Genomic DNA, 24,901 nt, shown 5'->3' on the forward strand with positions numbered 1-24,901 from the left:
GTGGAGCAGCCTGGTAGCTCGTCGGGCTCATAACCCGAAGGTCGTCGGTTCAAATCCGGCCCCCGCAACCAACTACTTAAACAATGAATTGCATTAAACAACCAGCACCTTAAGGGGTGTTTTTTTGTATCCAAATTTCGGGTACAGCCCGGAACGGCTTCATATTTTCCACCATTCCCCTGCTTATTTCGCCCTTGCCGCCCCGCCTTCTGAAAACCAAACCTTAATTCCTGCCATAATCGATTCCGCGACCTGCTGCTGAAAATGGGCAGTCCTCAATTTTTTCTCTTCGTTGATATTACTGATGAAAGCCGTCTCCACCAGAATGGACGGAATGTCCGGCGCTTTCAGCACGGCAAAACCGGCCTGATCGACTTTGTTTTTGTGCAGATGATTAATCTTCCCCATGCGCGTCAGCACTTCTTTGCCAAATTTTAGGCTGTCGCCGATGGTTGCCGTCTGAACTAGATCGAACATCGTATGATCCAGATAACGATCGCCGCTTTTGCTGACGCCGCCAATCAGGTCAGATTCATTCTGGGTTTGCGCCAGAAAACGTGCAGCAGAACTGGTGGCGCCTTTGGTCGATAAGGCAAAAACGGACGAGCCTTTTGCAGCGCGGTTTGTAAACGCATCGGCATGAATAGAAATAAACAGGTCTGCCCGCAATTTTCGCGCTTTCGCCACCCTGACCTTCAGCGGAATAAAGACATCTTCATTGCGGGTCATATGCGCTTTCATATTAGGTTCACGCGTAATCAGTTTTTGCAGACGGCGCGCGATTTGCAAAACCACATCCTTTTCACGCGTTTTGTATTTACCAATCGCACCCGGATCTTCACCACCGTGCCCCGGATCCAGCATAATGACCAGCGGCCTGCTTCGGCCGGCCTGACCGTCTTTGGCCGTTTCAGGCGGCAGCGTTCTCGCCACATCGCCGCGATTGTAATCTTCCAGTAATGCCAGCAGCGGATCATCTTCCGCACTCACGGCACCGTCTTCCGGATACAAATCGACGACCAGACGGTTGTGGAATTCGGCGACCGGCCTGAGAGTAAACACATGAGGATTGATGGCCCGCTTGAGTTCAAGCACCATGCGCACCGTTTTGGTATCAAACTGCCCCACCCGCGCCTGGCGGATATAAGGGTCACTTTGCTGGACTTTTTCTCCCAGCCCTTTCAGAACGCTGTTGAGGTGAACACCTTCAATATCGACGACCACACGCGGCGGGTCGCTCAGCAGAAATTGCTTATATTTTAGTGGCGTACTGGATTCGAGCGTAATACGGGTGTACGTGGAAGAAGGCCAGATGCGTACTGCAATAACCTGTGAGCTGGCAGCGAACCCCACTTTGCTCACACTCAGCATCCAGGAAGCCGCTACAGTTTGAAGAAGTCGTCGTCGTCCGGGATTGTGGTTATCGTCAGTCATGCAGTCTCAAAAGTATCTAAAAGTAAGAAATTGCTGATTAAAAACTCAGTTTATGGATTCTAACGAATCGTATCCTGCATGTCATTCCTAAACATTTATTCGATTAATCAATTTGTTGTAGGTTTGTAATGGGTGTTAAAACAAAAACAACGATTTCTTACTTGCCACACGCCGACAAAAGAATAAAAATACAAAAATTACGAATAAAAATTCATACGAGGTTTTGCCGTGAAGGAACGTAGTACAGAACTGGTTCAGGGATTTCGCCACACAGTTCCCTATATTAATGCGCACCGTGGCAAAACGTTCGTGGTCATGCTCGGTGGGGAAGCCATAGAACATGAGAATTTTAGCAATATTGTCAATGATATCGGGCTGTTACACAGTTTAGGCATTCGTCTGGTGGTGGTTTATGGTGCACGCCCGCAGATTGATGAGAACCTTTCTGAGCACAATTACGAGCCGATTTATCACAAAAACATCCGCGTGACCGACGCCCGGGCCCTCGAACTGGTGAAGCAGGCAGCGGGTTTGTTGCAGCTTGATATCACCGCGCGGCTTTCCATGAGTCTGAATAATACGCCACTGCAGGGCGCGCATATTAACGTGGTCAGCGGGAACTTTATCATTGCTCAGCCGCTGGGCGTCGATGACGGTATCGATTACTGCCACAGTGGCCGTATCCGCCGTATTGATGAAGAAGCGATTCATCGCCAGCTCGACAGTAACGCTATTGTGCTGCTCGGCCCGGTAGCAGTTTCCGTCACGGGCGAAAGCTTCAATCTGACGTCAGAAGAAGTCGCGACACAGCTGGCAATCAAACTGAAAGCCGAGAAAATGATCGGCTTCTGTTCTTCTCAGGGCGTCATCAACGATGAAGGGAATATTATCTCTGAGTTGTTCCCTAACGAAGCGCAGGAACGTATCGACCTGATGGAATCGGGTGGAGATTATCTTTCCGGCACCGTCCGGTTCCTGCGTGGCGCGGTGAAAGCCTGCCGCAGCGGCGTTCGTCGCAGCCACCTGATCAGTTATCAGGAAGACGGCGCGCTGGTTCAGGAACTCTTCTCGCGTGACGGTATTGGTACGCAAATCGTTATGGAAAGCGCCGAGCAGGTTCGCCGCGCCACCATCAACGATATCGGCGGTATCCTTGAACTGATCCGCCCGCTGGAGCAACAAGGCATTCTGGTTCGCCGCTCACGCGAGCAGCTCGAAATGGAAATTGATAAATTCACCATTATCGAACGCGATAACCTGACCATTGCCTGCGCCGCGCTTTACCCGTTCCACGATGAAGGAATTGGCGAAATGGCCTGCGTGGCGGTTCATCCCGATTACCGCAGTTCTTCACGCGGTGAAATGCTGCTGCAACGCGTCGCCAGCCAGGCCAAGCAAATGGGTCTGAACCGGTTATTTGTTCTGACGACCCGCAGTATTCACTGGTTCCAGGAGCGTGGTTTCAAACCTGCGGAAGTTGACGTCCTGCCGATTCAGAAACAGGAAATGTACAACTACCAGCGCAGGTCTAAGATCCTGATTTCAGATCTCTGAAAATCAGAACCCATTATTCTGAGCATAAAAAAGGACGCTTTCGCGTCCTTTTGCTTTTACTGAAGTCTGGAAGTTCTATTTGCTGGTCTGCGATTTCAGAGCCTGCTGCAAGGTTGACGTATCCGGCCAGGTTTTGAAGCCTTCCGGCGCAGCATACTGCGGCGTTTTACTGTCGTTGCCGGAAACCTGAGACAGCATCGCCAGACCATCTTGCGCAATTACAGCCTGATGGAAATAGTCAGCCAGCTGAGTCTGCGTCAATCCGGCAATCACACGGATCACATTAGCCCGGGTATCAAACTGAGCATTTCCACGGCTGAAGTCATTGCCCAGACGATCGGCTTCTTCATCCAGCGTTTGCGGACGTTGCTGCATCTCATTCACCAGTCCCTGCTTATATTGCAGGAATTCATCATCTTTCATTTCCCGCAAACGCTTTTCAGCCTGCGGATAAAATGCCAGATAGCGCTGATAGAGATAGTCAGGTTGTTTGCTGTTACTTTGCAGCAGGAAGCCGATACCCCATTGTTTACCCACCGGGATCGGGAAGGCAAATACCGCGTATCCCAGCTGTTCCTGCGTACGCAGCTGGCTGTAGAACCACGGCTGAATAATCTGACCCAGCAGCGCACTGTAGCCCATACTCTGAACTTCGTCATAACCGCGTGGCACATACACCGCCGCCAATGCAGAATCTGTACTGGTGCCGGTACGCTGGATATTGGCTTTCATCGGCTCAGACACTTCGGCCTGCTTTCCGCGCCACCATTCGGTCCCGTGCGCGCCCAGCTTTTGCATAATCTGCTGTGACAGCGCCCTGACCTGATCGGCGGTCATATTCCCCACCACCATCACTTCGACGGCGGCGTGGTGAATCAGCTGTTCACGGTAATTATTCACGTCATCAAGCGTAATCTGCGCGACTAACTTTTCACGCTCGGCGCGTTCGGTATACGGCACACGGGAAAGCAGTTGGATCGGCTGTAACGCCAGTTCGAAAGCTTTGCCTTTATCGGCTGAAGATAGGCGTTCCAGATACCAGGATTTCGCCTGATCCAGCTGTTCCTGCGTCGGCTTAAAGTTCGGATAGTTATCCACTAATGCCGCCAGCAAATCAGGCAGACATTCAGTAAAGCCGGTGGCGGTAAATTGCAGGCCATTATCCGGAGACGTCCCGAACGTAATGCCGCCGATGGACGCCTGATAGCTCAGCTGATCAAACGCGACACCGGTCAGATAATCCGTCAGGCCGTACAACACCTGATTTTTTGCCGAACTCAGTGCCTCTTCATTACGGAAAGACACCGTGACATTGGCTTTCGGTTCATCGGCGAAGTACCTGCTCGGCATATAGAAGACACGCAGCCCTTTATCTTCCACCAGCAACTCAGGTTTGGCCGCCGTCGAGTCTTTCGTCACCAGCGCCAGAGAATCGGGAATATAGGGATTCAGCGCTGGCAGCGACAACGTGATGCCCTGCGCCAGCGTTTTCCATTTTTCAAAAGTTTGCGGCGGCACTTTATCGACTTCGTAAGGTGCCTCCATAAAGTAAGCCATTTTGTTGTGCGGCTCATTCGGGCTGATGATCCAGTAGCGCGCATTTTGCGGCGTCATTTCATCCAGACGTGATGCGATTGCTTTGGGATCGTACTGATCGGTCAGATACGGCGAATCGAGCACATGTTCAACCGGAACACGGAGCATGGTATCCACCAGCCACTCCACATAATCCATATCTCGGGTTAACGCGGGATACCGGAAATCAAGCGCCATGACGTGAGCGATTTCGTCGAAATAAGACTTCTTAATACCCTGTGTCCGCATTTCGTTGAGATAACTGAAAATCGCGGCGATCACTGTGTCGCGCCGGGCAAGACCTTTATCCGTCAGGGAAACAGAGATATTAAATACCCCCATATTCCGGTTAACCATCGGGTCTGCTCCGGCGCTGATCCCGTCTGCATAACCTTGTTTTTGCAACCAGTCTGACAGCGTATTCGGGCTGCGGTTACCAATCAGATAGCTGATATAGGTATCTGTTTTACTGCGAAAATCTGCGCTGTTATTGTCGATGGCAAATTCAATACGCAATTCTTTGCGTGGCTGCGCGGGAACAAAATGGATGAATTCACCTTTTTGCTCTGTCGTCACCGTCGGTACGGTAATCGGCGGCACAACGGCATGATGGTTAGTGATCTTTCCGAAAGTATTGGCAGCCAAATCTGCCAGCTCTGGCAACGGTTTATTGCTGTAGATAACTCCTACCAGCAGATTGGCAGAATAATAGCGGTGATAGAACGCGGTGAGCTGATCGTGAAGTTTGCTACCCGGTTTATCTTTTAACGTATCGAGATTACCACCGGAATAACGGGCCGCCGGGTGTTCAGGGTTTAACGTTTCGGCCCGAACCTGCGCCATACGCATCCCGTCACGCGAACGCGCCATGGTCAGTTCGGCATTTACCGCATTACGCTCACGGTCACCGTTAGCCGGGTCCAGCAATGGCTCACCGATGGCGTCCGAAAGGCGATCCACGGCTTCAGGCAAAGCATCATTTTCAACTTCCAGATAAAAGGCCGTACGGTAAGAAGCGGTGCTGCCGTTATGGCTGCCGCCATGTTTTTTAAGGAACTCGGAGAGGCTTTCAGGCTGAGGATACTTTTTCGATCCCATCAGAAGCATGTGTTCGGTGTAATGGGCAAGGCCAAGCTGGGAATCAGGGTCTTCCAGCGAACCCACGGGAATAGCCAGCGCAGCAAGTGACTTGGGCGCCTGAGGGTCAGAAACCAGCAATACCGTCATATCATTATCAAGCTTGATCGCCTGATACAGACGGGGGTCGTTCTGACTTTTATTAATAGCTTGTGCATAAGGCTGCCAGTTGGCGGCGCTTGCGACTCCAGGGGCCCAAAAGGTCAATAACAACAGTAACCCGGAAATTCGGGTAACCTGTTTCAACATTGCCACTCTCCCTCAATCGAGTAAATATGCCCGCGGGCACTAAAAATAAACAGTTCAACAACTGATGGATCTCAACCTGCTGTTTTCTGCTATCAGGACTGTTCAGACCCCGCAGACGCAGGATAGTTGTCAAAAAAATCGAACCGGGATGAGCAGTCAGGAGCTCCGTCACATTTTGTTCCCGAACCGGACGTTTCCTCCAGGGGAAAATCACCCTGTTAAACCACTCTAAGCTGTTAGCCCGTCATTGCAAGCGGCTTGAGGGTATTTTCCCGACTTATTCTGAACCCGTTCTGCTGCCATTTAGCCATCCTATTTGCAGATCAGACGCTGCAAAATTGCCTGATATTTTGCAGGTGACCGGATAACAATATTGACCCGCTGGCATGATTGCCCGAAAGAAATCCCCGACAGTTGATATTCCCAGCCTTTCATGACAGTTTCGTGGCTCTGCCCGGTTGCCGCATAAGCTTCCAGCTGCGAATGAGCCTCTGACCACGCCTGTTGCACCTGCCACTGACGCATAAAACCATAGGTCAGTGACTGGTAATAATTTAGCAGCCCTAAAACAGACACCGACAGCAACAGTGCGGCTATCAATGCTTCCGGCAAGCTAAAACCCTGCTGTGAGATATCTTCTTTTCCGGATGCATTAACCATTACAAATCAGCTCATTAGTTTCAGGGCAGAAATCCAGCCAGCCTTGTTTCAGAGGGATAAAAACCAGAGTGCCGTCAGCCTTGTTTTTTCCACTGGCTTGCTGAAATTGCATGACAGGCTCACCGCCTTCGGCCATTTGCCCTTCCCCGCGCAGCAGAAATAGATCCGGGCGCAGTGACGGGCGCACACAGACCCGGCCTTTTCCTGAAATCAGCAAACCTGCGGCCACATCCTGGCATTGCCAGTCTGAACCGGTAGAAGCCTTCCAGGTTTGCTGAACTCCCCAGGCCAGCACCGTTGAAGCATTTTCCCAGGCAATAACGAACCGGTGCTGGCTGGAAGTCAGCGCCAGGCCAGCCGAAAGTTGCTGCTGTAATGAGTTAAGGGCAATAAGCCCCAGCCCCATCATCACCATAACGCTCAATATAAGGGCGCTGCCGCGCTGGCGTTCCGCACCGGTAAAATTCACAACAGTCTTCACAAGTTATGCCCCGCAACCAGCGCGCCGACCTGCTGATGGATAAAAGGATTTCGCCTCCACCGGGCCTCAAGTTGTAAAGTAAACAAATGGCCGCCAGAACTACTGGTTTGTTCTGTGATGTTAAACCTTGTCACGCTGACTTCGGCAGGATCGAGTAATTTTTCCCAGCCGGAACCGCTGCAACCGGAGGCTCCGCGCTGGATTTCAATGCCTCCTTGACGCAGGCGATAGCCAAAATATTCAGATTCAGCGGTGCCGGGGTTTTCCCATTTTCCGTTGCGGTTCAGGTCGTAAATGGCAATGACGCAGGAGCCCGCCGCTTCTCCGTCAGCATTGCCGATAATGACGGGCTTTCCTTCACAAATGCCATTACAAAAACCAGCTCGTCGGAGATCTTTCTCCATCGTAAATGCCGTCTGACGCAGAAGCTGATCCAGCTGATAATGTCGGCCAAGGCTCTGGCTTCTCTGGCGCATCATCGGGTAAATTTGCGCGGCACTGAGCATCAGCATGCTTCCCAATCCCATCGCCATCATCACTTCCGGCAGCGTGAACCCGAAGTTATTGCGCGGGATTACTGGCATGACGCTATCCCAAGTAACGGCTGATTCTCACTGCATATCCGCAATCTTCCCCGAGCAGAAAGGACAATCCGCAGGCTGCCTGCCGCATTTTTCAGTGTGAGATGTCCCGGCATGGCCGAATTTCGCAATCCGTAAAAACCGGTCGCGTTGTCAGAAAAATCGAGCAATTCAATTTCAGGATCATCAACCGTAAACACCTTACTACCAGCCGCCTTACAATCCGCCGCGCGCTGCCCGGTTCCCACGCAACCGCCCTTTCCACTCATCACCCACAGTATCGCGGAACGGTTGTAGTTGTTGGCACCGGTCTGAACGCCATAAAGATACAGGCGCAGCCGCTGAGCATGCTGCTCAAGCTTCAGCGCCTGCTGATAACCGCGCCAGCTGTGCATTCCCCACAGCGCGCACATCGCTACGATGACAACCACGACCATCATTTCTATCAGCGACATTCCCTGTTCTCCCGTCCGTTGCGTTGTTTTCATGGGGTCAGGTTAGGCATTTAAATTTTATCCGCTACAGGCAAAACGCATTTTCCCAGCACGCCTCGGGAACAATATGTGCAATAAAGGGCACGCAGCAAAATCGTTGTGCGATGCCTCGCAGGGATGAAATGAAATTAGAAGTCACAACAAAAATTGTCAGGAAAAGGTGTAAAACGTACGGCAGCAGGGAGAAAGGTGTTAACGGAAATGGCCGCCTGACCAGAGTGGCAGGCGGCAAACAGCGAAGGATCAGACAGCGACGGGCGCTTTGATTGCCGGGTGCGGATCGTACCCTTCAATCTCGAAATCTTCGAAGTTGTAATCAAACAGGGAGGCTGGTTTGCGCTTGATAATCAGTTTAGGCAACGCGCGTGGCTCACGGCTCAGTTGCAAATGCGTCTGTTCCATGTGGTTGCTGTAAAGGTGAGTATCGCCACCGGTCCAGACAAAATCGCCCACCGCGAGGTCGCATTGTTGCGCCATCATGTGGACCAGCAATGCATAGCTGGCGATATTGAACGGCAGGCCGAGGAAGATATCGCATGAGCGCTGATACAACTGACAGGACAATTTTCCGTCCGCCACATAGAACTGGAAGAAGGCGTGGCACGGTGCCAGCGTCATCTGATCCAGCTCACCCACGTTCCAGGCCGAAACAATGATACGGCGGGAATTAGGATTCTGTTTCAGTTGCTTAATCACATTGGACAACTGGTCAATTTGCGTGCCATCAGCCGCACCCCATGCACGCCACTGTTTGCCGTACACTGGGCCGAGGTCGCCGTTTTCATCTGCCCACTCGTCCCAGATGCTGACGTTGTTTTCACGCAGATAGGCGATATTGGTTTCGCCTTTCAGGAACCACAGAAGTTCATGAATGATGGAGCGCAGATGGCATTTTTTCGTGGTGACCAGCGGAAAGCCTTCCTGCAAATTGAAACGCATCTGATGACCAAAAATCGACAACGTGCCAGTACCGGTACGGTCGGCTTTAGGGGTGCCCTCATCGAGCACTTTCTGCATTAAATCCAGATACTGTTTCATGTTACCTCACGACAATTGTTTCTGCGGACGGCGATATGCCCAGACCATCATAATCAGGCCAATGACCACCATCGGGATGGACAGAACCTGCCCCATACTGATGATCCCATCGAACAGGCCCAGTTGCGCATCCGGCTGGCGGAAATGTTCGACGATGATGCGGAATAAGCCGTAGCCAATCAGGAATAAGCCTGATACCGCACCCATCGGGCGTGATTTGCGAATAAAGACGTTCAGAATGATGAACAATACGATGCCTTCCAGCAGCAGTTCATACAGCTGCGAAGGATGGCGCGGCAGTACACCGTACTGGTTCAGCAGCGGCTGCCATTTCGGGTCAGCGGCGGCAATCGCGATATCTTCCTGACGTGAGCCGGGGAACAACATCGCCCAAGGCACATCGGTGGTCACACGACCCCAAAGCTCGCCGTTAATGAAGTTGCCGAGACGTCCTGCACCCAGGCCAAACGGGATCAGCGGAGCAATGAAATCGGAAACCTGGAAGAAATTACGCTTGGTACGGCGTGCGAAAATCAGCATCACGACGATCACACCAATCAGGCCGCCGTGGAAGGACATACCGCCGTCCCACACTTTGAAGAGATAAAGAGGATTATCGAGGAACAGTGGCAGGTTATAGAAGAAGACATAACCGATACGGCCACCGAGGAAGACACCGAGGAAACCGGCATAGAGTAAATTCTCTACTTCTTCTTTTTTCCAGCCGCTGCCTGGCTTGTTGGCACGGCGTACAGCCAGCCACATTGCGAAGACAAAACCGACCAGATACATCAGTCCGTACCAGTGAAGAGATACCGGCCCGATGGAGAAAATCACCGGGTCAAACTGGGGAAACGCCAGATAGCTGTTGCTCATCTATCACCACAAATTGTTTATCATTATCGCCCGGTTAAGGGCCAGCAGGGAGCGAATAGTAGCATAGCCGGGAGGTTTTCCGGGGCTAAGCCGCTGGAAAAGTTCTGTAAAAAATCATCTCATCGTTCGCCGGAATGCGGCCACAGCAGAAGTCACGCGGTACCGCGTACCGCGAAGGGTGTTTATTTGCCGCCGCGGATCAGGCCGCCCAGCCCGCGTCGCTCCATAAATGCTGCCGTCATATGGCGGACATCCGTGGTGAAATGCGCCTGTAAAACGCGGCTGGCCAGCTCTTCGGCATCGTGTAATTCAATACGGCGGAGCAGATATTTTATACGCGCCACGCTGCGGCCGTTCATGCTGAGATTGCGGAACCCCATGCCGGTCAGCAACAGCGCGCCCATCGGGTCACCGGCCATTTCACCGCACAAACTGACATCCAGCCCGGCGGCTTCTGCGCTGGTGACAATCTGCTTAAGCACACGCAACATCGCCGGATGCAGGCTATCGTAAAGCCCGGCGACGCGGGTATTGTTACGATCGACGGCCAGCAGATATTGCGTTAAATCGTTGGTGCCCACGGAGATAAACTCCACTCTTCCGGCCAGAGCCGGGAGCATGAAGATCATCGAAGGCACTTCAATCATGACACCCAGACGCGTCGGCGGCAGCTCATAACCCAACTGTTCTTCCACTTCACGTCCGGCACGATCAATCAGGCGTCGCGCTTCATCAATCTCTTCGAGGCTGGTGACCATCGGCAGTAAAATGCCAAGATTGCCGGTCGCCGCGTTGGCGCGCAGCATGGCGCGAACCTGAATCAGGAAAATCTCGGGCTGATCGAGCGTGATACGAATTCCACGCCAGCCCAGACACGGGTTTTCTTCGCTGATCGGCATATACGGCAGCTGTTTGTCAGAGCCGATATCCAGCGTGCGCAGCGTCACCGACTTTTGCGGGAATAATTGCAGCATGCCCTGATACTGCGCGACCTGTTCTTCTTCCGAAGGGAAGCCGCTTTGCAGCATGAACGGAATTTCCGTGCGGTATAACCCGACACCGTCGACGCGGCTGCCAAACAACTTTTCGTGGTCAGCGCTAAGCCCGGCGTTGAGCATAACCTGTACCCGCTCGCCGCTCTTCAGCGCAGCCGGTTGCTCAACATCATCTTCGGCTTTCTGGCTCAGCTCCATTTCTTCGCTGATGAGACGTTTGTATTCCGTCACCAGAACGGCTTCCGGGTCAATCAGCAATTCGCCACGGTAACCATCAACAATCAGCTGACGCTGGCTCAGCAGCGCGGGCTGAATATCCGCGCCCATAATGGTCGGGACGCCCATCGCACGGACTAAAATTGCGGCATGGGAATTCGCTGCACCGTCGCGGACGACGACGCCCGCCAGCCGGTCTTGCGGAACTTCCGCCAGCAATGTCGCGGTCAGTTCATCAGCGACCAGAATGAAACGTTCCGGCCACTGAGTATTGCCCTGGATGGTATCGTCGAGATGAAACACCAGCCGCTGGCCGAGTGCGCGTAAATCGCTGCCGCGCTCACGCAGATAGGTATCCTGGAGGCTGGCAAACTGAGCCGCAAATTCTTCAACAACCTTTTTGACCGCCCATTCCGCCACTGCGCCCTGATCAATCTGCGCAAAAAGCTCGCGCTTGAGGCGCGCATCATTGAGTAAATGGGAATAGAGGTCGAAAATCGCCGCGCTTTCTTTCTGCGCGCTGGCCGTGAAGCGTTTACTGAAACGGCGAAATTCTGCACCGGCATCTTCCAGTGCGCGGGTCAGCCGCTCGCGTTCACGAACGGTGTCCAGCGTGGACGCCATGTAGACATGCTCAAGCGAAGGTTGCGAGCTGTCCTGCCAGCCGATCCCAATCGCCACACCGGGCGATGCGGCCAGTGCCCGCACGCGGGTCTGACGGAAACGTCCGTAAAGCACATTAAGCTGTGCCTGGGAAAGGATTGCCGCCAGCTGCGTTGCCAGCGTGACCATAAAGGACTCTTCACTTTCATCAAACTGGCGATGCTCGCGCTGCTGAATAACCAGCACGCCCAGCAGCTGACGACGGTGAATGATCGGCACGCCTAAGAAGGATCGGAAAAGATCTTCTTTGACGGCAGGGATATATTTGAAACTCGGGTGGCTCTGCGCGTCGGCAAGGTTGATGGGTTCAGCCAGACGCCCGACCAGACCCACGATGCCCTGATCAAACGCCAGGGTAATAGTGCGCCCGCGAGGCTTTTTCAAACCTCGCGTCGCCATCAGATAGTAACAACGGCGGTCATTGTCAGCGAGATAGACGGAACACACTTCAGTGTCCATCGCCAGGCAGGTTTCGTTGACCAGTACGTCCAGCGCATCATTCAGGCTGGACGCCATTGCTACCTTTTCAACAATTTCTCGCAAACGCGTGAGCATTTCTTCGTGACTTAGCCTCTTTTACGACGATAAGCGGGTGATGTCTTTGGAAGAGAGACTTCCTGCATCGGCATGATGGTGGTGGAAAACTCCTTCATTACACGACGGTAGACATCACGTTTGAATGACACGACCTGACGAACCGGATACCAGAAACTCACCCAACGCCAGCCATCAAATTCAGGCGTGCTGCTGCGCTGCATATTGATATCCGCATCGTTGCACATCAGTTGCAGCAAGAACCATTTTTGCTTTTGGCCGATACAAACCGGCTTTGTGTCCCAACGCACCAAACGTTTTGGCAATTTATAACGTAACCAGTTACGGGTCGAAGCCAGAATACGTACATCTTTACGGCCAAGCCCCACTTCCTCAAACAGCTCGCGGTACATGGCCTGCTCAGCGGTTTCACCGGGGTTTATACCCCCCTGTGGAAACTGCCAGGAGTGCTGACCGTATCGTCTGGCCCATAACACCTGACCCTGCTTGTCACAGATTACGATACCAACATTCGGGCGGTAGCCATCATCATCGATCACCGGACTACCTCAATAGCTTAAAATCATAGATGTTCTGATTGTTTCATACTACCAACAGGCGGTAAACCACTGGTTAACGCCGATCGGCATGAATAAAAATGGGATAACTCACAGTTATAACCAAAGTTATAAACAGATTTGGGAAAACATCCGAGATTTTATTCACTTTTTCTGTGGATAGATATGTGAAGAACTTAAGAGTAAGCGGGGTAAAACTCTCCTGAACTTATTTGCCCGCGAAAAATGAAACCCCATAAAACACTTACAAAACATGGTATTGATAACCAATAAACACGTTATCCCACGTTCAAAAATGAGAACCAAATCACATTGGAAAGTGTTCTGGCGAAAGATCGACCAATGACGTTTTTATCCACAGCGATCGACTAAAAGTTGACGTTACCTGAGCAATAATTGGATGAAACCCCATACGTCAAGCCTGTAAATCGAACCAGTGATCGGATAAACCTGAGGTTATCCAAGAAATCTGTGGATAACTAGGTGGAAGATCCTGTTTATTGTCGCCTTCAACAGGTGATCAACCTAATCTTTAGCCTGCAAAATCCGCCGGAATGCGGAAAAAAAACTAAGATAAATCATGCTATTATTCCGCCGCCGCGCAGGTATAACTTTTTATTCACCGTGCGGGATGAAAGCAGTACGAAATTTAATCTATTGAAGAGCATTGTTTTTTATGTCGATTCCTTTACCTGCAACACAACCGCCCCGTGACGAAAACGCACTGCTGCAACGCGCGCAATCTCTTGCGGGTCATACATTAGGCGAACTGGCCACACGCGCAGGTTTGCCAATCCCGGCGAATCTTAAACGTGAAAAAGGCTGGGTCGGCATGTTGCTGGAAGTGTATCTCGGTGCCATCGCGGGCAGTAAACCCGAGCAGGATTTTGCCGACATTGGCATTGAGCTGAAAACGATCCCGGTCGATTCCAGGGGGAAACCGCTGGAAACCACTTTCGTGTGCGTCGCCCCGTTAACCGGAAACAGCGGCGTGACGTGGGAAAGCAGTCATGTGCGGCACAAACTGGCCCGTGTGCTGTGGATCCCTGTAGAAGGCGAACGTCAGATCCCGCTGGCAGAACGGCATATAGGTGCGCCTTTGCTGTGGCAACCGTCGCAAGAAGAAGATGAGCAGTTGCGTCAGGACTGGGAAGAGCTGATGGATTTAATCGTGCTCGGTAAAGTCGAAAGCATAACGGCCCGTCACGGAGAATATCTGCAACTGCGCCCGAAAGCCGCGAACAGCAAGGCGCTGACAGAAGCTATCGGCGAGTTCGGACAGCCGATCCTGACACTTCCCCGCGGCTTTTATCTTAAGAAGCGTTTCACCGGCGCGCTGCTGTCCCGCCACTTTCTGCTTTGAATACCGAAATTTATAAAATTTCACACACCTTTTCTGCCACGTTGGATTCCTTTTGCTACGCTAGACTGTAGATCATTTCCCATAACGAAAAATCTTCGACGTAACCAAAGGAATAACAACGATGATGATGAAGAAAACTTTGATGCTGACCGGTGCTGCACTTCTGGTTTTTAGCCTCTCAGGCTGCGCCAGCGACTACGTGATTTCCACCAAAGACGGCAATATGATCCTGACCGACGGCAAACCCGAGCTGGATAAATCCACCGGTCTGCTCAGCTACACCGATGAACAGGGCAATAAGCGTCAGATCAACAACGATAACGTCAGCCAGGTCATGAAACGCTAAATACCGCGCCCCACTCCATCCTGCCTGATGCAATAACGCGGGTAGCCATACGTGCCACCCGCGTTATTGCAGGATAGTTGCCCCCTTCCCCCTTGTTCCTGCCTTGTATATAGTCAGTAAAGGCGCTTTTTCGTTAGGCTGACATTCTCAGATAGAAAGGAAGACCGGCAATGCAATATCACCGTATACCCCACAGTTCTTTAGAAGTGAGCTTACTGGGACTTGGCACCATGACTTTTGGTGAACAGAACAGCGAAGCCGACGCCCATCAGCAACTGGATTACGCCGTTGCGGCGGGCATAAACCTGATTGATACCGCAGAAATGTATCCCGTTCCGCCGCGTCCTGAAACGCAGGGCCTGACGGAAAGCTATATTGGCAGCTGGCTGAAAGCCCGCGGCAACCGCGAGAAGATCATTCTGGCGAGTAAAGTCGCCGGTCCTTCGCGCGGTAACGACAATTCCATCCGTCCGGGCCAGATGCTGGATCGCAAAAATATCCGCGCGGCGCTGGATGCCAGCCTGAAACGTCTGAATACGGATTATCTGGACTTATATCAGCTGCACTGGCCGCAGCGTCAGACCAATTTCTTTGGCAAACTGAGCTATCAGTACACTGAAGAACAGTCTCCGGTGACTTTACTGGAAACGCTTGAAGCTCTGAATGAACAGGTGCGCGCCGGTAAAATCCGCTACATCGGTGTTTCTAACGAAACGCCGTGGGGCGTGATGCGTTATCTGCAACTTGCCGAAAAGCATGACCTGCCGCGTATCGTTTCGATTCAAAACCCGTACAGCCTGCTGAACCGCAGCTTTGAAATCGGTTTGTCAGAAATCAGCCAGCACGAAGGGGTGGAATTGCTCGCCTATTCCAGCCTGGCGTTCGGTACGCTGAGCGGCAAATACCTGAACGGTGCGAAACCGGCCGGTGCGCGTAACACGCTGTTCAGCCGCTTCACGCGTTACTCTTCACCGCAGGCAGAAGCGGCGATTGCCGAATATGTCGCGCTGGCGAAAAAACACAATCTGGATCCTTCGCAGATGGCTCTGGCCTTTGTGCGCCAGCAACCGTTTGTCGCCAGCACGCTGCTGGGCGCGACCACGCTGGAACAACTGAAGATCAACATCGACAGTCAGGACCTGACGCTTGATGGCGAAATTCTGGTTGAGCTGGAAGAAATCCACAAACGCTTCACCATTCCGGCGCCGTAACAAACGCCATATCACAGCCATTAAAAAAGGGCGCTCAGCGCCCTTTTGTTTTTGCGAAATCGTTATAAAAACAACATCACGCCAGACGACGTTTCTGCATATTCTTCCAGATCCACAGCCCGGTAATCGCCAGCGCAAACACCACGCCGAAGCCGATACCAATCGCCACGACCGGCGCACCCGCCATCACCACCAGCGAATACAAGCCAAGCATCAGCAACATCGCCGTGTTCTCACCGAGGTTTTGCACTGCAATTGCATTACCGGCGCCGACGGAAATTTTACCGCGATGCTGTAACAGCGCGTTCAGCGGAACCACGAAGAAACCGCCGAGGATCCCGACAACCACCAGCACAATATACGAACTTAGCATGCTGGTTTGCAGGGCGAATACGACGACCGCAATCCCGATCGCGACACCCGCAGGAAGACAGCGTTTCACTGTTTCCAGGCGTATGAGTTTCGCAGCCGCACCGGCACCAAACACAATACCGATGGCGACCATCGCATTCAGAAGCGTCGGCGTTTTGTTATCGGTAATGCCGAGCGCCACCGGCACCCACAGCACCAGCAGGAAACGCAGCGTCACACCCGCGCCCCAGAAGAGGCTGGTACCGACCAGCGAAAAGCGGGTTTCGCCGTCCTGCCACAAGGTTTTGCAGGCGAAGAAAAACGTCCGCGTCATTTTGGCCGGATTCCACGACTGCCCCGGACGCGCCGGTGTCAGCTTGGGAATAAACCAGTTCGCCGCGACCGCCGCGCCATAAGCCAGCACGCAGATACCGAGCGCAGCCAGAATGCTCCAGTCAGCCAGCGCGCCACCGGCCACCGATCCGAGAAGGATCGCCGCAATGGTCGAGGCTTCCATCATGCCGTTGGCTTTCACCAGCTGCTCGCCGCTGGCGATTTCACCCAAGATGCCGTATTTGGCCGGTGAATACGCCGCCGCCCCAATCCCCACCAGCGTATAGCCGAGGAACGGGTTCAGTCCGGCGCAAATCACCGCCGCCCCGCCGAGTTTGAGCAGGTTGGCAACCATCATTACGCGGCCTTTCGAGAAGCTGTCCGCGAACTGCCCGACAAACGGCGCGAGAATAATGTACGTCGCCACAAACGCCATCTGTAAAACCGGCTGGCTCCAGTCGGGATACAGCTGTTGTTTGATCAGCGCCAGCGCGGCAAACAACAGCGCGTTATCGCCAAACGCAGACAGAAACTGCGCGACGATCACCGCCGTCATGCTTTTCGACATCAGCGGCGCTGCCGCCATAGAAGGTTGGCTCATGCCTCACTCTCCGAGTTTTCTGCCATCTGGCGCAGGGTGACAAAATCAGGTTTACCGCTGCCCAGCAACGGCAAGGCTTTAACCACGCGAATATCGCGCGGCACTGCGAGTTCCGGCAGCCCCAATTCGCGGGCGGCTTTACTCAGGGCATCACGGCGTAATTCCGGGTCGGTGGTAAACAGCACCAATGCTTCGCCTTTGCTGCTGTCGCTGCGTGACGTCGCTGCATGTTGTTTATCCGGTGAAGCTTTGATGGCAAGTTGCTCGACGCTTTCCAGCGACACCATTTCACCGGCCAGCTTGGCAAAACGCTTCACGCGGCCACGAATGGCGCAGAAACCTTTGTCATCCAGCGTGACGATATCCCCCGTGTCATACCAGCCAGCCTGCATTTCGCCGTCGGCGTTTTCGGCCTGTGGCGCTTCCAGTACGCCCGGATTTTCAACCCGCAGATAGCCTTTCATGATGTTCGGGCCACGCAGTTGCAGGCGTCCGCCTTCTTCAATACCCGGCACTTTAATCAGACGTGATTCCATTCCCGGCAAAATCTGACCGACGGTATTCACTTTCGCGGCCATCGGCACGTTAATCGCCACCACCGGCGCACATTCGGTCACGCCATAGCCTTCGAGAATGCGGATACCGAATTTGTTCTGCCAGATTTCCTTGGTGCTTTCCGCCAGTTTTTCCGCGCCAGCAACGACATAGCGCAAGCGGGCAAAATCATAAGGATGTGCAAATCGGGCATAGTTGCCGAGGAAGGTGGACGTACCGAACAACACGTTGCAGTTCTGATCGTAGACCAGCTCCGGCACAATGCGGTAATGCAGCGGGCTCGGATACAGGAACACGCGCGCGCCAGTCATGATCGGCGTTAACAGACCGACGGTCAGCCCGAACGCATGGAACAGCGGCAGGGAGGACATGAAACGGTCGCGGGGGGTGAAATCCGCCACGGTGCGGATTTGCTCAACGTTCGCCAGCAGGCTCGCATGGGAATGCACCACGCCTTTCGGATTGCCTTCGGAGCCGGAGGTAAACAGCACCAGCGCGGCATCGTCAGGTTGCTGTGGCAACATTGCGCGACGCGGGAAAATCAGGTGGAGCAGGATCCAAAGTTTGTCCTGCAACGAGACGGTATCTTTTAAATCTTCCAGATAAACCCAGTTAGCTTCCGGGACATTCTCCGGCAGATGCGTCAGTTTGCCTTTTTCGAGGAACTGGCGGGACGTAATGATCGTTTTGATTTGCGCCGCTTTCATCGCGCTTTGCAGCCCTTTCGCACCGGCTGTGTAGTTGAGCAGCGCCGGAATACGGTTGCGCATCGACGCGCCAAACAGCGCTGCGGCCATGATCGTGGCATTCGGCAGCAGCATCCCGACGTGTTCCCCTTCGCGGGTGAACCGTTGCAGGATACGGCTGACGCCGAGGGATTTTTTCAGCAGGCCCTGATAAGAATCTTCCTTGAAAGAAACATCGGCGATGCAGGGTTTGCGGCGGCCATAGCGGGTTTGCGCCGACAGAAACGCCTGATACAACGTTTCCGGCTCGCGGGTTTCCATGCGCGCCTGCATCATCACTTTATGCAATTGCTCACCAGCCAGCACGCGGCGGTCGCGGGAACGCGCGGCTTCCGGCATCGGGATCGTCACCGGCGGCAAAACGTTGATTGTCACTTTCGGGAACCAGCGGATTTTGAAACTGCCGAACAGGCGACCAAACGGCGTAAATTCTGCGCCGTCAATGCGGATCGGGATCACGGTGGCCTGTGACTTCGCCGCGACAAAAGCGGCACCGTCATAAATCTTCATTAATGAACCGGTGACCGTAATACGCCCTTCCGGGAAAACCACCACCGGACGCCCTTTTTCCACTTCGCGGATCAGGTGTTTAATCGCCATCGGTTTGGTCGGGTCCAGCGGCATGAAGTCCACGTACGGCTTCAGCCAGCGCATAAACCAGGTATCAGTAATGTTGGAATACACCGCGAACACCGGTTTGACCGGCAGAAAAAGCACCAGCAGCATGCCGTCTATAAAAGAAACATGGTTGGGCGTGAGCAATAAACGCGGGTAATCAAATGAGGATTTCGCCGGCGTGACCGTCACCCGGAACGCTATGCGGAACAGCCACCTGAACGCGGCGAAAAGAAAGTTATACATGTTTGCCATCTCCTTATGTGTCATCCCTGATCTTGAAAGAAAAAGGTTGGGGAAACAGCATACTATAAGCCGTTGTAAAAGACGCCAGTCGGAGAGAGTTTCGGAGGTTGCTTAACGACGTGCAAAATTGAGACAAAAAAAAACCTACGCATCCGCGTAGGTTGGTGCAAATTTAATCGGTATCAACATGCAGAGCACGTTAATGATTCACCAATCAATACCTCTGGGACGTTCAATTTAGCTGGATTGTACGAACCACAGCCAGCAGGCAATCGAAACATAATTCCGCAAAGTGTAACGAGTGGTGAAAATGCCTCCGGTTTTAATCATTTAATGCTGATTGCGTTACTTCGACCAGGCAGCTCATTGCATTTGGCCCCTGCGTCAGACGCGAGGTGCCGATATCCAGCGTCAGCACATTCGGATTTCCCGCCTGCTCGGTTTCCTGCCATTTACCGCCAAAGCCCGGATCAAACCAGGCGCCGGTGGACATCAGCACCACGCCGCGCGTAATGCCGTCATTGAACGAAACCCCGGCCAGACAGCTGCCGCGCGCGTTATGCACTTTCACCCGGTCGCCGTCGTTCAGCTGGCGGCTGGCCGCGTCTTCAGGGTGCATAAACAGCGTTTCTTTCCCGGCCGTTTTGTTCGACTGCGCCAGCGGCGACTGATCGAGCTGGCTATGCAACCGGTCTTTCGGCTGGATGGAAATCAGATGCAGCGGCCACTCTTTGGCCGTTTCTGCGCCCAGCCACTCAACCGGCGGCTGCCATTCCGGATGCGGTGCGAAATCTTCGTAACCGTATCCGGCGATGGTTTCGGAGAACAACTCGATTTTTCCACTGTGCGTGCCCAGCGGATTAGCGCGCGGGCTTTTGCGGAATTCTTCGAAGAAGATGTAATCCTTCTCCGGCGTCGGTAATTCAACAAAACCGCGTTCCCAGAACGTTTCAAAGTCCGGCCATTCAACGCCGGTGCCTTTCTGCGCTTCACCGCACTGACGGTAAATATGGCGCAGCCACTGATCTTCGTTGCGCCCCTGCGTGAACTGTTCGCGGTAACCGAGACGGTCGGCGATATCGGCGAAAATATCAAAATCGTTACGTGCCTGATGCTGTGGCGCGACGGCCTGATGCATCGCCAGCACGAAACGGTCACGCGAAGAACCGCCGATATCATTACGCTCAAGCGAGGTGGTCGCAGGCAGCACGATGTCGGCCATCTGCGCTGCCGGTGTCCAGACGTTATCCTGCACGATCACCGTGTCCGGTTTCTGCCAGCCTTCAACCAGGCGGTTAAGCTGCTGATGGTGATGGAACGGATTGCCGCCGGCCCAGTGAACCAGATGAATATCCGGATAATTCAGCGTCTCGCCCTGGAATTCGTACGGCTGCCCCGGATTGAGCAACATGTCGCTGATGCGCGCAACAGGAATCGACAAACCGGAAGGATTCGGCCCGGCGCTGACGGCAGGGCCCGGCGTGTCAAAACGCGGATTGCCGACGCTGTTCATCGAACCGTGACCAAACGAGAAGCCGCCGCCCGGCAAACCGACCTGCCCGAGCATGGCGGAAATGGCGATCATCATCCAGTACGGCTGTTCGCCGCGATGGGCGCGCTGCACGGAATAAGAACAGGTAATAAAGCTGCGGACGCCGATCAGATCGTCGGCCAGCCGCGCAATACGTTCAGCCGGAATACCGGTAATGTGGCTCGCCCACTCCGGCGTTTTCGCCACGCCGTCAGTATCACCGCGCAGGTACGCCGCGAGCTGCGGATAACCCACGCAGTGGCTGGCCAGAAACGCATCGTCCTGTGCATCCTTGCGCTGGATCTCATACGCGATCGCCATCATCAGCGCTGCGTCAGTGTTCGGGCGGTTCGGGATCCACTCGGCATTCACAAACGCCGGGCAGTCATCGCGCATCGGGCTGATGTTAATCACCCGCGTGCCTTTTTTTGCCAGCTGTTCCAGCGCCGGTTTCAGCGTATGTTCCACCGCGCCGCCGGACGCCACTTGCGCGTTTTTCAGCGCCAGACCGCCGAAGGCAAGCAGGATTTCCGCATGCTCCACCACGCTCGGCCACGACGTGACGCGCCCGGTCAGTGGCGTAAATGTACCAATCACATACGGCAGGAAAAACTGCGCCGAGCCCCAGCTGTAATTGCCCTGCTGATCCACACCGCCGCCGCCGGTGAAATAAAAACGGCGCACCAGCGAACGGGCATGGTGTAAACGCCCCGCAGAAGACCAGCCGTAAGAACCGTTGAAAATCCCGGATGCGCCGTAGCGGTCGCGCACGCGTTTATTCTCTTCAGCGACCAGATCCAGCGCCAGATCCCAGTCCACTTCGACAAAATCTTCACGCCCGCGCAGCGAGCGATCACTGTTTTCGCGTTTTTGCAGCCAGGAACGACGCACCGCCGGTTTGCGGATGCGTTTTTCCGAATACACCAGCGGCGCAATCGAATCGAGTAAAGGCGAAGGGTCAGCATCGGCGGAATAAGGCTCGCAGCGGATCAGGAGGCCATCTTCCACCACGGCGGTATACGCGCCCCAGTGAGACAGTTGCGGGTAACGTTTTATCGACATTTTTCTTTTTCTCAGCGCGGGTGAATAGCATTAAAAATAACATTCGCGCCGTTCTCAGTTCAAAGAACAAATCATCTTAATCAAACCCATTTCGGCCCTTTCAGGCTGTGATTTCCGTTAAAGACGGCATTCTTTTCCCGTTACATGCGTCTTGCATCGAAAAGTTGCGATCGACATCCTTGCAGCCACCGGTCTTTTCCGCAAAACTGGGCAGTGTAAACGATTACCCTCACGGAATAGCGGAAGTGTTATGGCAACGATTAAGGATGTAGCAAAACTGGCAGGCGTATCGGTTGCGACCGTTTCACGCGTGATAAATCATTCTCCGAAAGCCAGTGAAAGCTCGCGGGAAGCCGTTCAGAACGCCATGCAGCATCTGCAATATCATCCGAATGCCAACGCCCGCGCACTGGCGCAACAGGCTACCGAAACCCTGGGCCTGATTGTGGCCGACGTGTCCGATCCTTTTTTTGGCGCGATGGTAAAAGCCGTCGAACAGGTGGCATATGCGACCGGCAATTTTCTGCTGATTGGTAACGGTTATCACAACGTGGAAAAAGAGCGTCAGGCCATCGAACAGCTGATCCGTCACCGCTGTGCGGCGCTGGTGGTCCACGCCAAAATGCTGCCTGAAGATGAACTGACCAGCCTGATGCAGCAAATTCCCGGCATGGTGCTGATCAACCGCACGCTGCCCGGTTTCGAGGAGCGCTGCATTGCGCTTGATGACCGCTACGGTTCATGGCTGGCAACCCGCCATCTGATTCAGGCAGGGCATCAGCGCATCGCCATTTTGTGTTCCAACCACGGCATTTCAGATGCCAGCGACCGTCTTCAGGGCTACATTGACGCGCTGACCGAACACAATATTCCTGTCGATGACAAACTGATTGCCTACGCCGAACCCGATGAAATCGGCGGCGAAAAAGCGATGGCGGACTTACTGGGATTAGGCAAAAGCTTTACCGCCGTGACCTGTTACAACGACCCGATGGCTGCCGGTGCGCTTTCGGTATTAAGCGATAACAGCATTGATGTGCCGGGGGAAATTTCTCTGATCGGGTTTGATGACGTGCTGATTTCGCGGTATCTGCGCCCGCGTCTGACCACGGTGCGTTATCCGGTTGTCGCGATGGCGAATCAGGCTGCGCAGCTGGCGTTAGCGCTGGCAAACGGCCAGCCGCTGCCCGAAACCACTCACATGTTCAGCCCGACGCTGGTGCGCCGTCACTCGGTGAGTTCTCCGGGGAATTAAAGGAATTGCTGGTAAACGCGGACAGGTTTGTCAGGGTAATCCAGCGCATCGCCGATGTATTTCCAGCCAAAACGTTCGTAGTAGCCGGTAAATTCAGCGTAGAGATAGAGCTCGGAAAAGCCGCTGCGGCGGCTGTGCTCCAGCACGAAAGCCTGCAATTCCTGCCCTAACCCGTGCGATCTGTAACCTTCATCAACGTACAGCGCCGCCAGCCAAGGTGTGAGATCCTGACGGCTGATTAAATCGCAGCGCCATAACCCGACGGTTCCCGCCAGCGTATCGCCCTCGAGCGCGATAAAGGTTTGTGGCAAATCCGCACCGCGCAGGCTGCTTTGCACGACGCTTTCAAAAAACGCCCGGCTGTTTTCACTGCCAAACGCTTTCCACAGCCAGTCCGTGACGGTTTCCTGAAATTCCGGGCGTTCGCTGAGATTGATGATCTTCATACTCAGACCAGTTTCCCCTGAAAAATCGGCACAGATTCAAAGAGATAACCGTCGAACTCCGGCGCATCAACATCGGAAAGTTCCATCAGCGTGTTCTTCACATTTTCCATGTGCTGCCACATGGCCTGATACGAACCCATCACGTCGCGGCGGCGCAGTGCGGCCAAAATATTCTGATGATCTGCCAGCCATTTCAGCCGGTAACCGCGCGTGGCGATGTGGCTGTGTAATTGTTTCCAGAGCGGGCTGGAATCGCGATGCATCCAGATATTTTTGACGGAATCGAGCAGCATCTGGTTCTGCGTGGCACCGGCGATCAGCAGGTGAAAAAGGCGGTCGTTATCGCCACTTTCGTCATTGGCAACAATCGCGATTTGTTCCTGCTCCAGCGTGCGGCGCAGGTTTTCGATATCCGCTTTGGTCGCCATTTTGGCGGCAAACGCGGCAATATTACTTTCGAGCAACTGCCGCGCCTGTAAAATTTCAAACGGGCCAATCTGCCCCTGATACATCAGTTCGTCTTCGCCCTCTTCCTGCGAAGGAATGCGGATCACGTAAACGCCGGAGCCCTGGCGGATATCCACCGTGCCTTCGAGTTCCAGCATCAGCAGAGCTTCACGCACGATAGTCCGGCTGACGCCGTAGGTTTCAGCCATATTTCGTTCAGGCGGCAGGCGGGAACCCACAGCGAAATGCCCCTGCTTGATTTGCTCGCGCAGGTCGTGCCCGATTTCCTGATACTGCTTTCTGTCCTGCGAAACCACACCTTTATCCACACATTCACCCTGATGCAAAGACTGACAAATTGGCTCCAAAGACGGAGCCAATGGACCTACGCTGAAGGGTCAGTGTATCAAACTTAATGCCTGATCCAGCACTTTGGCGCCGTTCAGGGTTCCGTATGCCACCATGTCGATCACGGCGATGGGAATGTTGTGTTCATCCGTCAGCTTTTTATTTTCCGCCAGTTTGAACCGCACCTGCGGCCCTAACAGCACAACCTGAATGTCACGTCCGTAGGCCTCAAGTTCGTCGCGCAGATTATTTTCCGGGATGGCGTAAATCTTAAATTCCAGCCCGCGGGCTGCCGCTTCTTTTTCCATTTTGGTGACCACAAGGGAAGTGGACATCCCTGCCGAACAAGCTAAAACGAGTCGTTTCATAATGTTTCCTCG

At 53.6% G+C, this 24,901-nt stretch carries 21 protein-coding genes; 5 read left to right on the forward strand and 16 right to left on the reverse strand.

The genetic code is table 11. From position 1 onward, the window contains the following. Positions 1 to 183: 183 nt before the first annotated feature. A complete protein-coding gene (amiC, locus tag J8X26_RS07320) occupies positions 184 to 1,434 on the reverse strand; it encodes an N-acetylmuramoyl-L-alanine amidase AmiC (protein WP_152325441.1) in 1,251 nt (416 codons plus the stop codon). Positions 1,435 to 1,662: 228 nt separating this feature from the next. On the opposite strand from amiC, the gene argA reads away from it, so the two are divergent. Further along, positions 1,663 to 2,988: an amino-acid N-acetyltransferase gene (gene argA, locus J8X26_RS07325; protein ID WP_152325440.1), complete on the forward strand. Its 1,326-nt coding sequence runs from the start codon at positions 1,663 to 1,665 to the stop codon at positions 2,986 to 2,988. Between the two features lie 75 nt (positions 2,989 to 3,063). Here argA and ptrA read toward each other — a convergent pair whose 3' ends face one another. From ptrA to rppH, 9 genes are all read right to left on the reverse strand, one after another. Further along, a complete protein-coding gene (ptrA, locus tag J8X26_RS07330) occupies positions 3,064 to 5,949 on the reverse strand; it encodes a pitrilysin (RefSeq protein WP_208950552.1) in 2,886 nt (961 codons plus the stop codon). A 312-nt stretch (positions 5,950 to 6,261) separates the two neighbouring features. Next, positions 6,262 to 6,609 (reverse strand): prepilin-type N-terminal cleavage/methylation domain-containing protein, encoded by a 348-nt coding sequence (locus J8X26_RS07335; protein ID WP_165061752.1) that lies wholly within the window; start codon positions 6,607 to 6,609, stop codon positions 6,262 to 6,264. Continuing rightward, positions 6,602 to 7,090, reverse strand: a complete 489-nt coding sequence (locus J8X26_RS07340) for a YgdB family protein (RefSeq protein WP_307803391.1) — start codon at positions 7,088 to 7,090, stop codon at positions 6,602 to 6,604. The genes J8X26_RS07335 and J8X26_RS07340 overlap by 8 nt, the downstream gene beginning before the upstream one ends. After that, positions 7,087 to 7,674 (reverse strand): prepilin peptidase-dependent protein, encoded by a 588-nt coding sequence (locus J8X26_RS07345; RefSeq protein WP_152325437.1) that lies wholly within the window; start codon positions 7,672 to 7,674, stop codon positions 7,087 to 7,089. The genes J8X26_RS07340 and J8X26_RS07345 overlap by 4 nt, the downstream gene beginning before the upstream one ends. Further along, a complete protein-coding gene (locus tag J8X26_RS07350; RefSeq protein WP_280118825.1) occupies positions 7,665 to 8,159 on the reverse strand; it encodes a prepilin peptidase-dependent protein in 495 nt (164 codons plus the stop codon). Before J8X26_RS07350 ends, J8X26_RS07345 begins: the two co-directional genes overlap by 10 nt. 249 nt (positions 8,160 to 8,408) lie before the next feature. Further along, a complete protein-coding gene (thyA, locus tag J8X26_RS07355; RefSeq protein WP_208950553.1) occupies positions 8,409 to 9,203 on the reverse strand; it encodes a thymidylate synthase in 795 nt (264 codons plus the stop codon). A 6-nt stretch (positions 9,204 to 9,209) separates the two neighbouring features. After that, positions 9,210 to 10,079 (reverse strand): prolipoprotein diacylglyceryl transferase, encoded by an 870-nt coding sequence (gene lgt, locus J8X26_RS07360; RefSeq protein WP_152325434.1) that lies wholly within the window; start codon positions 10,077 to 10,079, stop codon positions 9,210 to 9,212. A 182-nt stretch (positions 10,080 to 10,261) separates the two neighbouring features. Further along, entirely contained in the window at positions 10,262 to 12,508 is a 2,247-nt protein-coding gene (gene ptsP, locus J8X26_RS07365) for a phosphoenolpyruvate--protein phosphotransferase (protein ID WP_152325433.1), read from the reverse strand. Between the two features lie 11 nt (positions 12,509 to 12,519). Then, positions 12,520 to 13,047 (reverse strand): RNA pyrophosphohydrolase, encoded by a 528-nt coding sequence (rppH, locus tag J8X26_RS07370; RefSeq protein WP_101079247.1) that lies wholly within the window; start codon positions 13,045 to 13,047, stop codon positions 12,520 to 12,522. Between the two features lie 694 nt (positions 13,048 to 13,741). On the opposite strand from rppH, the gene mutH reads away from it, so the two are divergent. From mutH to J8X26_RS07385, 3 genes are all read left to right on the forward strand, one after another. Beyond that, on the forward strand, positions 13,742 to 14,428 hold the full coding sequence (gene mutH, locus J8X26_RS07375) for a DNA mismatch repair endonuclease MutH (protein ID WP_152325432.1): 687 nt from the start codon (positions 13,742 to 13,744) through the stop codon (positions 14,426 to 14,428). Positions 14,429 to 14,555: 127 nt separating this feature from the next. Continuing rightward, entirely contained in the window at positions 14,556 to 14,774 is a 219-nt protein-coding gene (locus J8X26_RS07380) for a YgdI/YgdR family lipoprotein (RefSeq protein WP_165061797.1), read from the forward strand. A 170-nt stretch (positions 14,775 to 14,944) separates the two neighbouring features. Further along, a complete protein-coding gene (locus tag J8X26_RS07385) occupies positions 14,945 to 15,985 on the forward strand; it encodes an NADP(H)-dependent aldo-keto reductase (protein ID WP_152325431.1) in 1,041 nt (346 codons plus the stop codon). 76 nt (positions 15,986 to 16,061) lie between these two features. On the opposite strand, the gene lplT is transcribed toward J8X26_RS07385, so the two are convergent. The 3 genes from lplT to J8X26_RS07400 all read right to left on the reverse strand — a co-directional run bounded on the left by lplT (position 16,062) and on the right by J8X26_RS07400 (position 22,025). Further along, a complete protein-coding gene (lplT, locus tag J8X26_RS07390; protein ID WP_152325430.1) occupies positions 16,062 to 17,270 on the reverse strand; it encodes a lysophospholipid transporter LplT in 1,209 nt (402 codons plus the stop codon). Continuing rightward, positions 17,267 to 19,432 carry a bifunctional acyl-ACP--phospholipid O-acyltransferase/long-chain-fatty-acid--ACP ligase gene (gene aas / locus J8X26_RS07395; protein ID WP_208950554.1) on the reverse strand — a complete coding sequence of 722 codons (2,166 nt, stop codon included), beginning with the start codon at positions 19,430 to 19,432 and terminating at the stop codon, positions 17,267 to 17,269. The genes lplT and aas overlap by 4 nt, the downstream gene beginning before the upstream one ends. A 322-nt stretch (positions 19,433 to 19,754) precedes the next feature. Further along, positions 19,755 to 22,025: a molybdopterin guanine dinucleotide-containing S/N-oxide reductase gene (locus J8X26_RS07400; RefSeq protein WP_208950555.1), complete on the reverse strand. Its 2,271-nt coding sequence runs from the start codon at positions 22,023 to 22,025 to the stop codon at positions 19,755 to 19,757. A 250-nt stretch (positions 22,026 to 22,275) separates the two neighbouring features. Here J8X26_RS07400 and galR point away from each other — a divergent pair, with 250 nt between their 5' ends. Continuing rightward, complete coding sequence (gene galR, locus J8X26_RS07405; RefSeq protein ID WP_152325427.1) at positions 22,276 to 23,280, forward strand: HTH-type transcriptional regulator GalR; 1,005 nt, start codon at positions 22,276 to 22,278, stop codon at positions 23,278 to 23,280. Here the strand turns inward: galR and J8X26_RS07410 are convergent. The 3 genes from J8X26_RS07410 to J8X26_RS07420 all read right to left on the reverse strand — a co-directional run bounded on the left by J8X26_RS07410 (position 23,277) and on the right by J8X26_RS07420 (position 24,889). After that, positions 23,277 to 23,726 carry a GNAT family N-acetyltransferase gene (locus tag J8X26_RS07410; protein WP_208950556.1) on the reverse strand — a complete coding sequence of 150 codons (450 nt, stop codon included), beginning with the start codon at positions 23,724 to 23,726 and terminating at the stop codon, positions 23,277 to 23,279. The genes galR and J8X26_RS07410 overlap by 4 nt on opposite strands. 2 nt (positions 23,727 to 23,728) lie before the next feature. Beyond that, positions 23,729 to 24,502 (reverse strand): FCD domain-containing protein, encoded by a 774-nt coding sequence (locus J8X26_RS07415; RefSeq protein WP_152325445.1) that lies wholly within the window; start codon positions 24,500 to 24,502, stop codon positions 23,729 to 23,731. A gap of 69 nt (positions 24,503 to 24,571) precedes the next feature. Beyond that, positions 24,572 to 24,889, reverse strand: coding sequence for a PTS sugar transporter subunit IIB (locus tag J8X26_RS07420; RefSeq protein ID WP_101079257.1), 318 nt, complete (start codon positions 24,887 to 24,889; stop codon positions 24,572 to 24,574). Positions 24,890 to 24,901: the final 12 nt, after the last annotated feature.

The sequence above is a fragment of the Rahnella sp. ChDrAdgB13 genome, from assembly GCF_017655185.1.
Taxonomy (GTDB): Bacteria; Pseudomonadota; Gammaproteobacteria; order Enterobacterales; family Enterobacteriaceae; genus Rahnella; species Rahnella contaminans.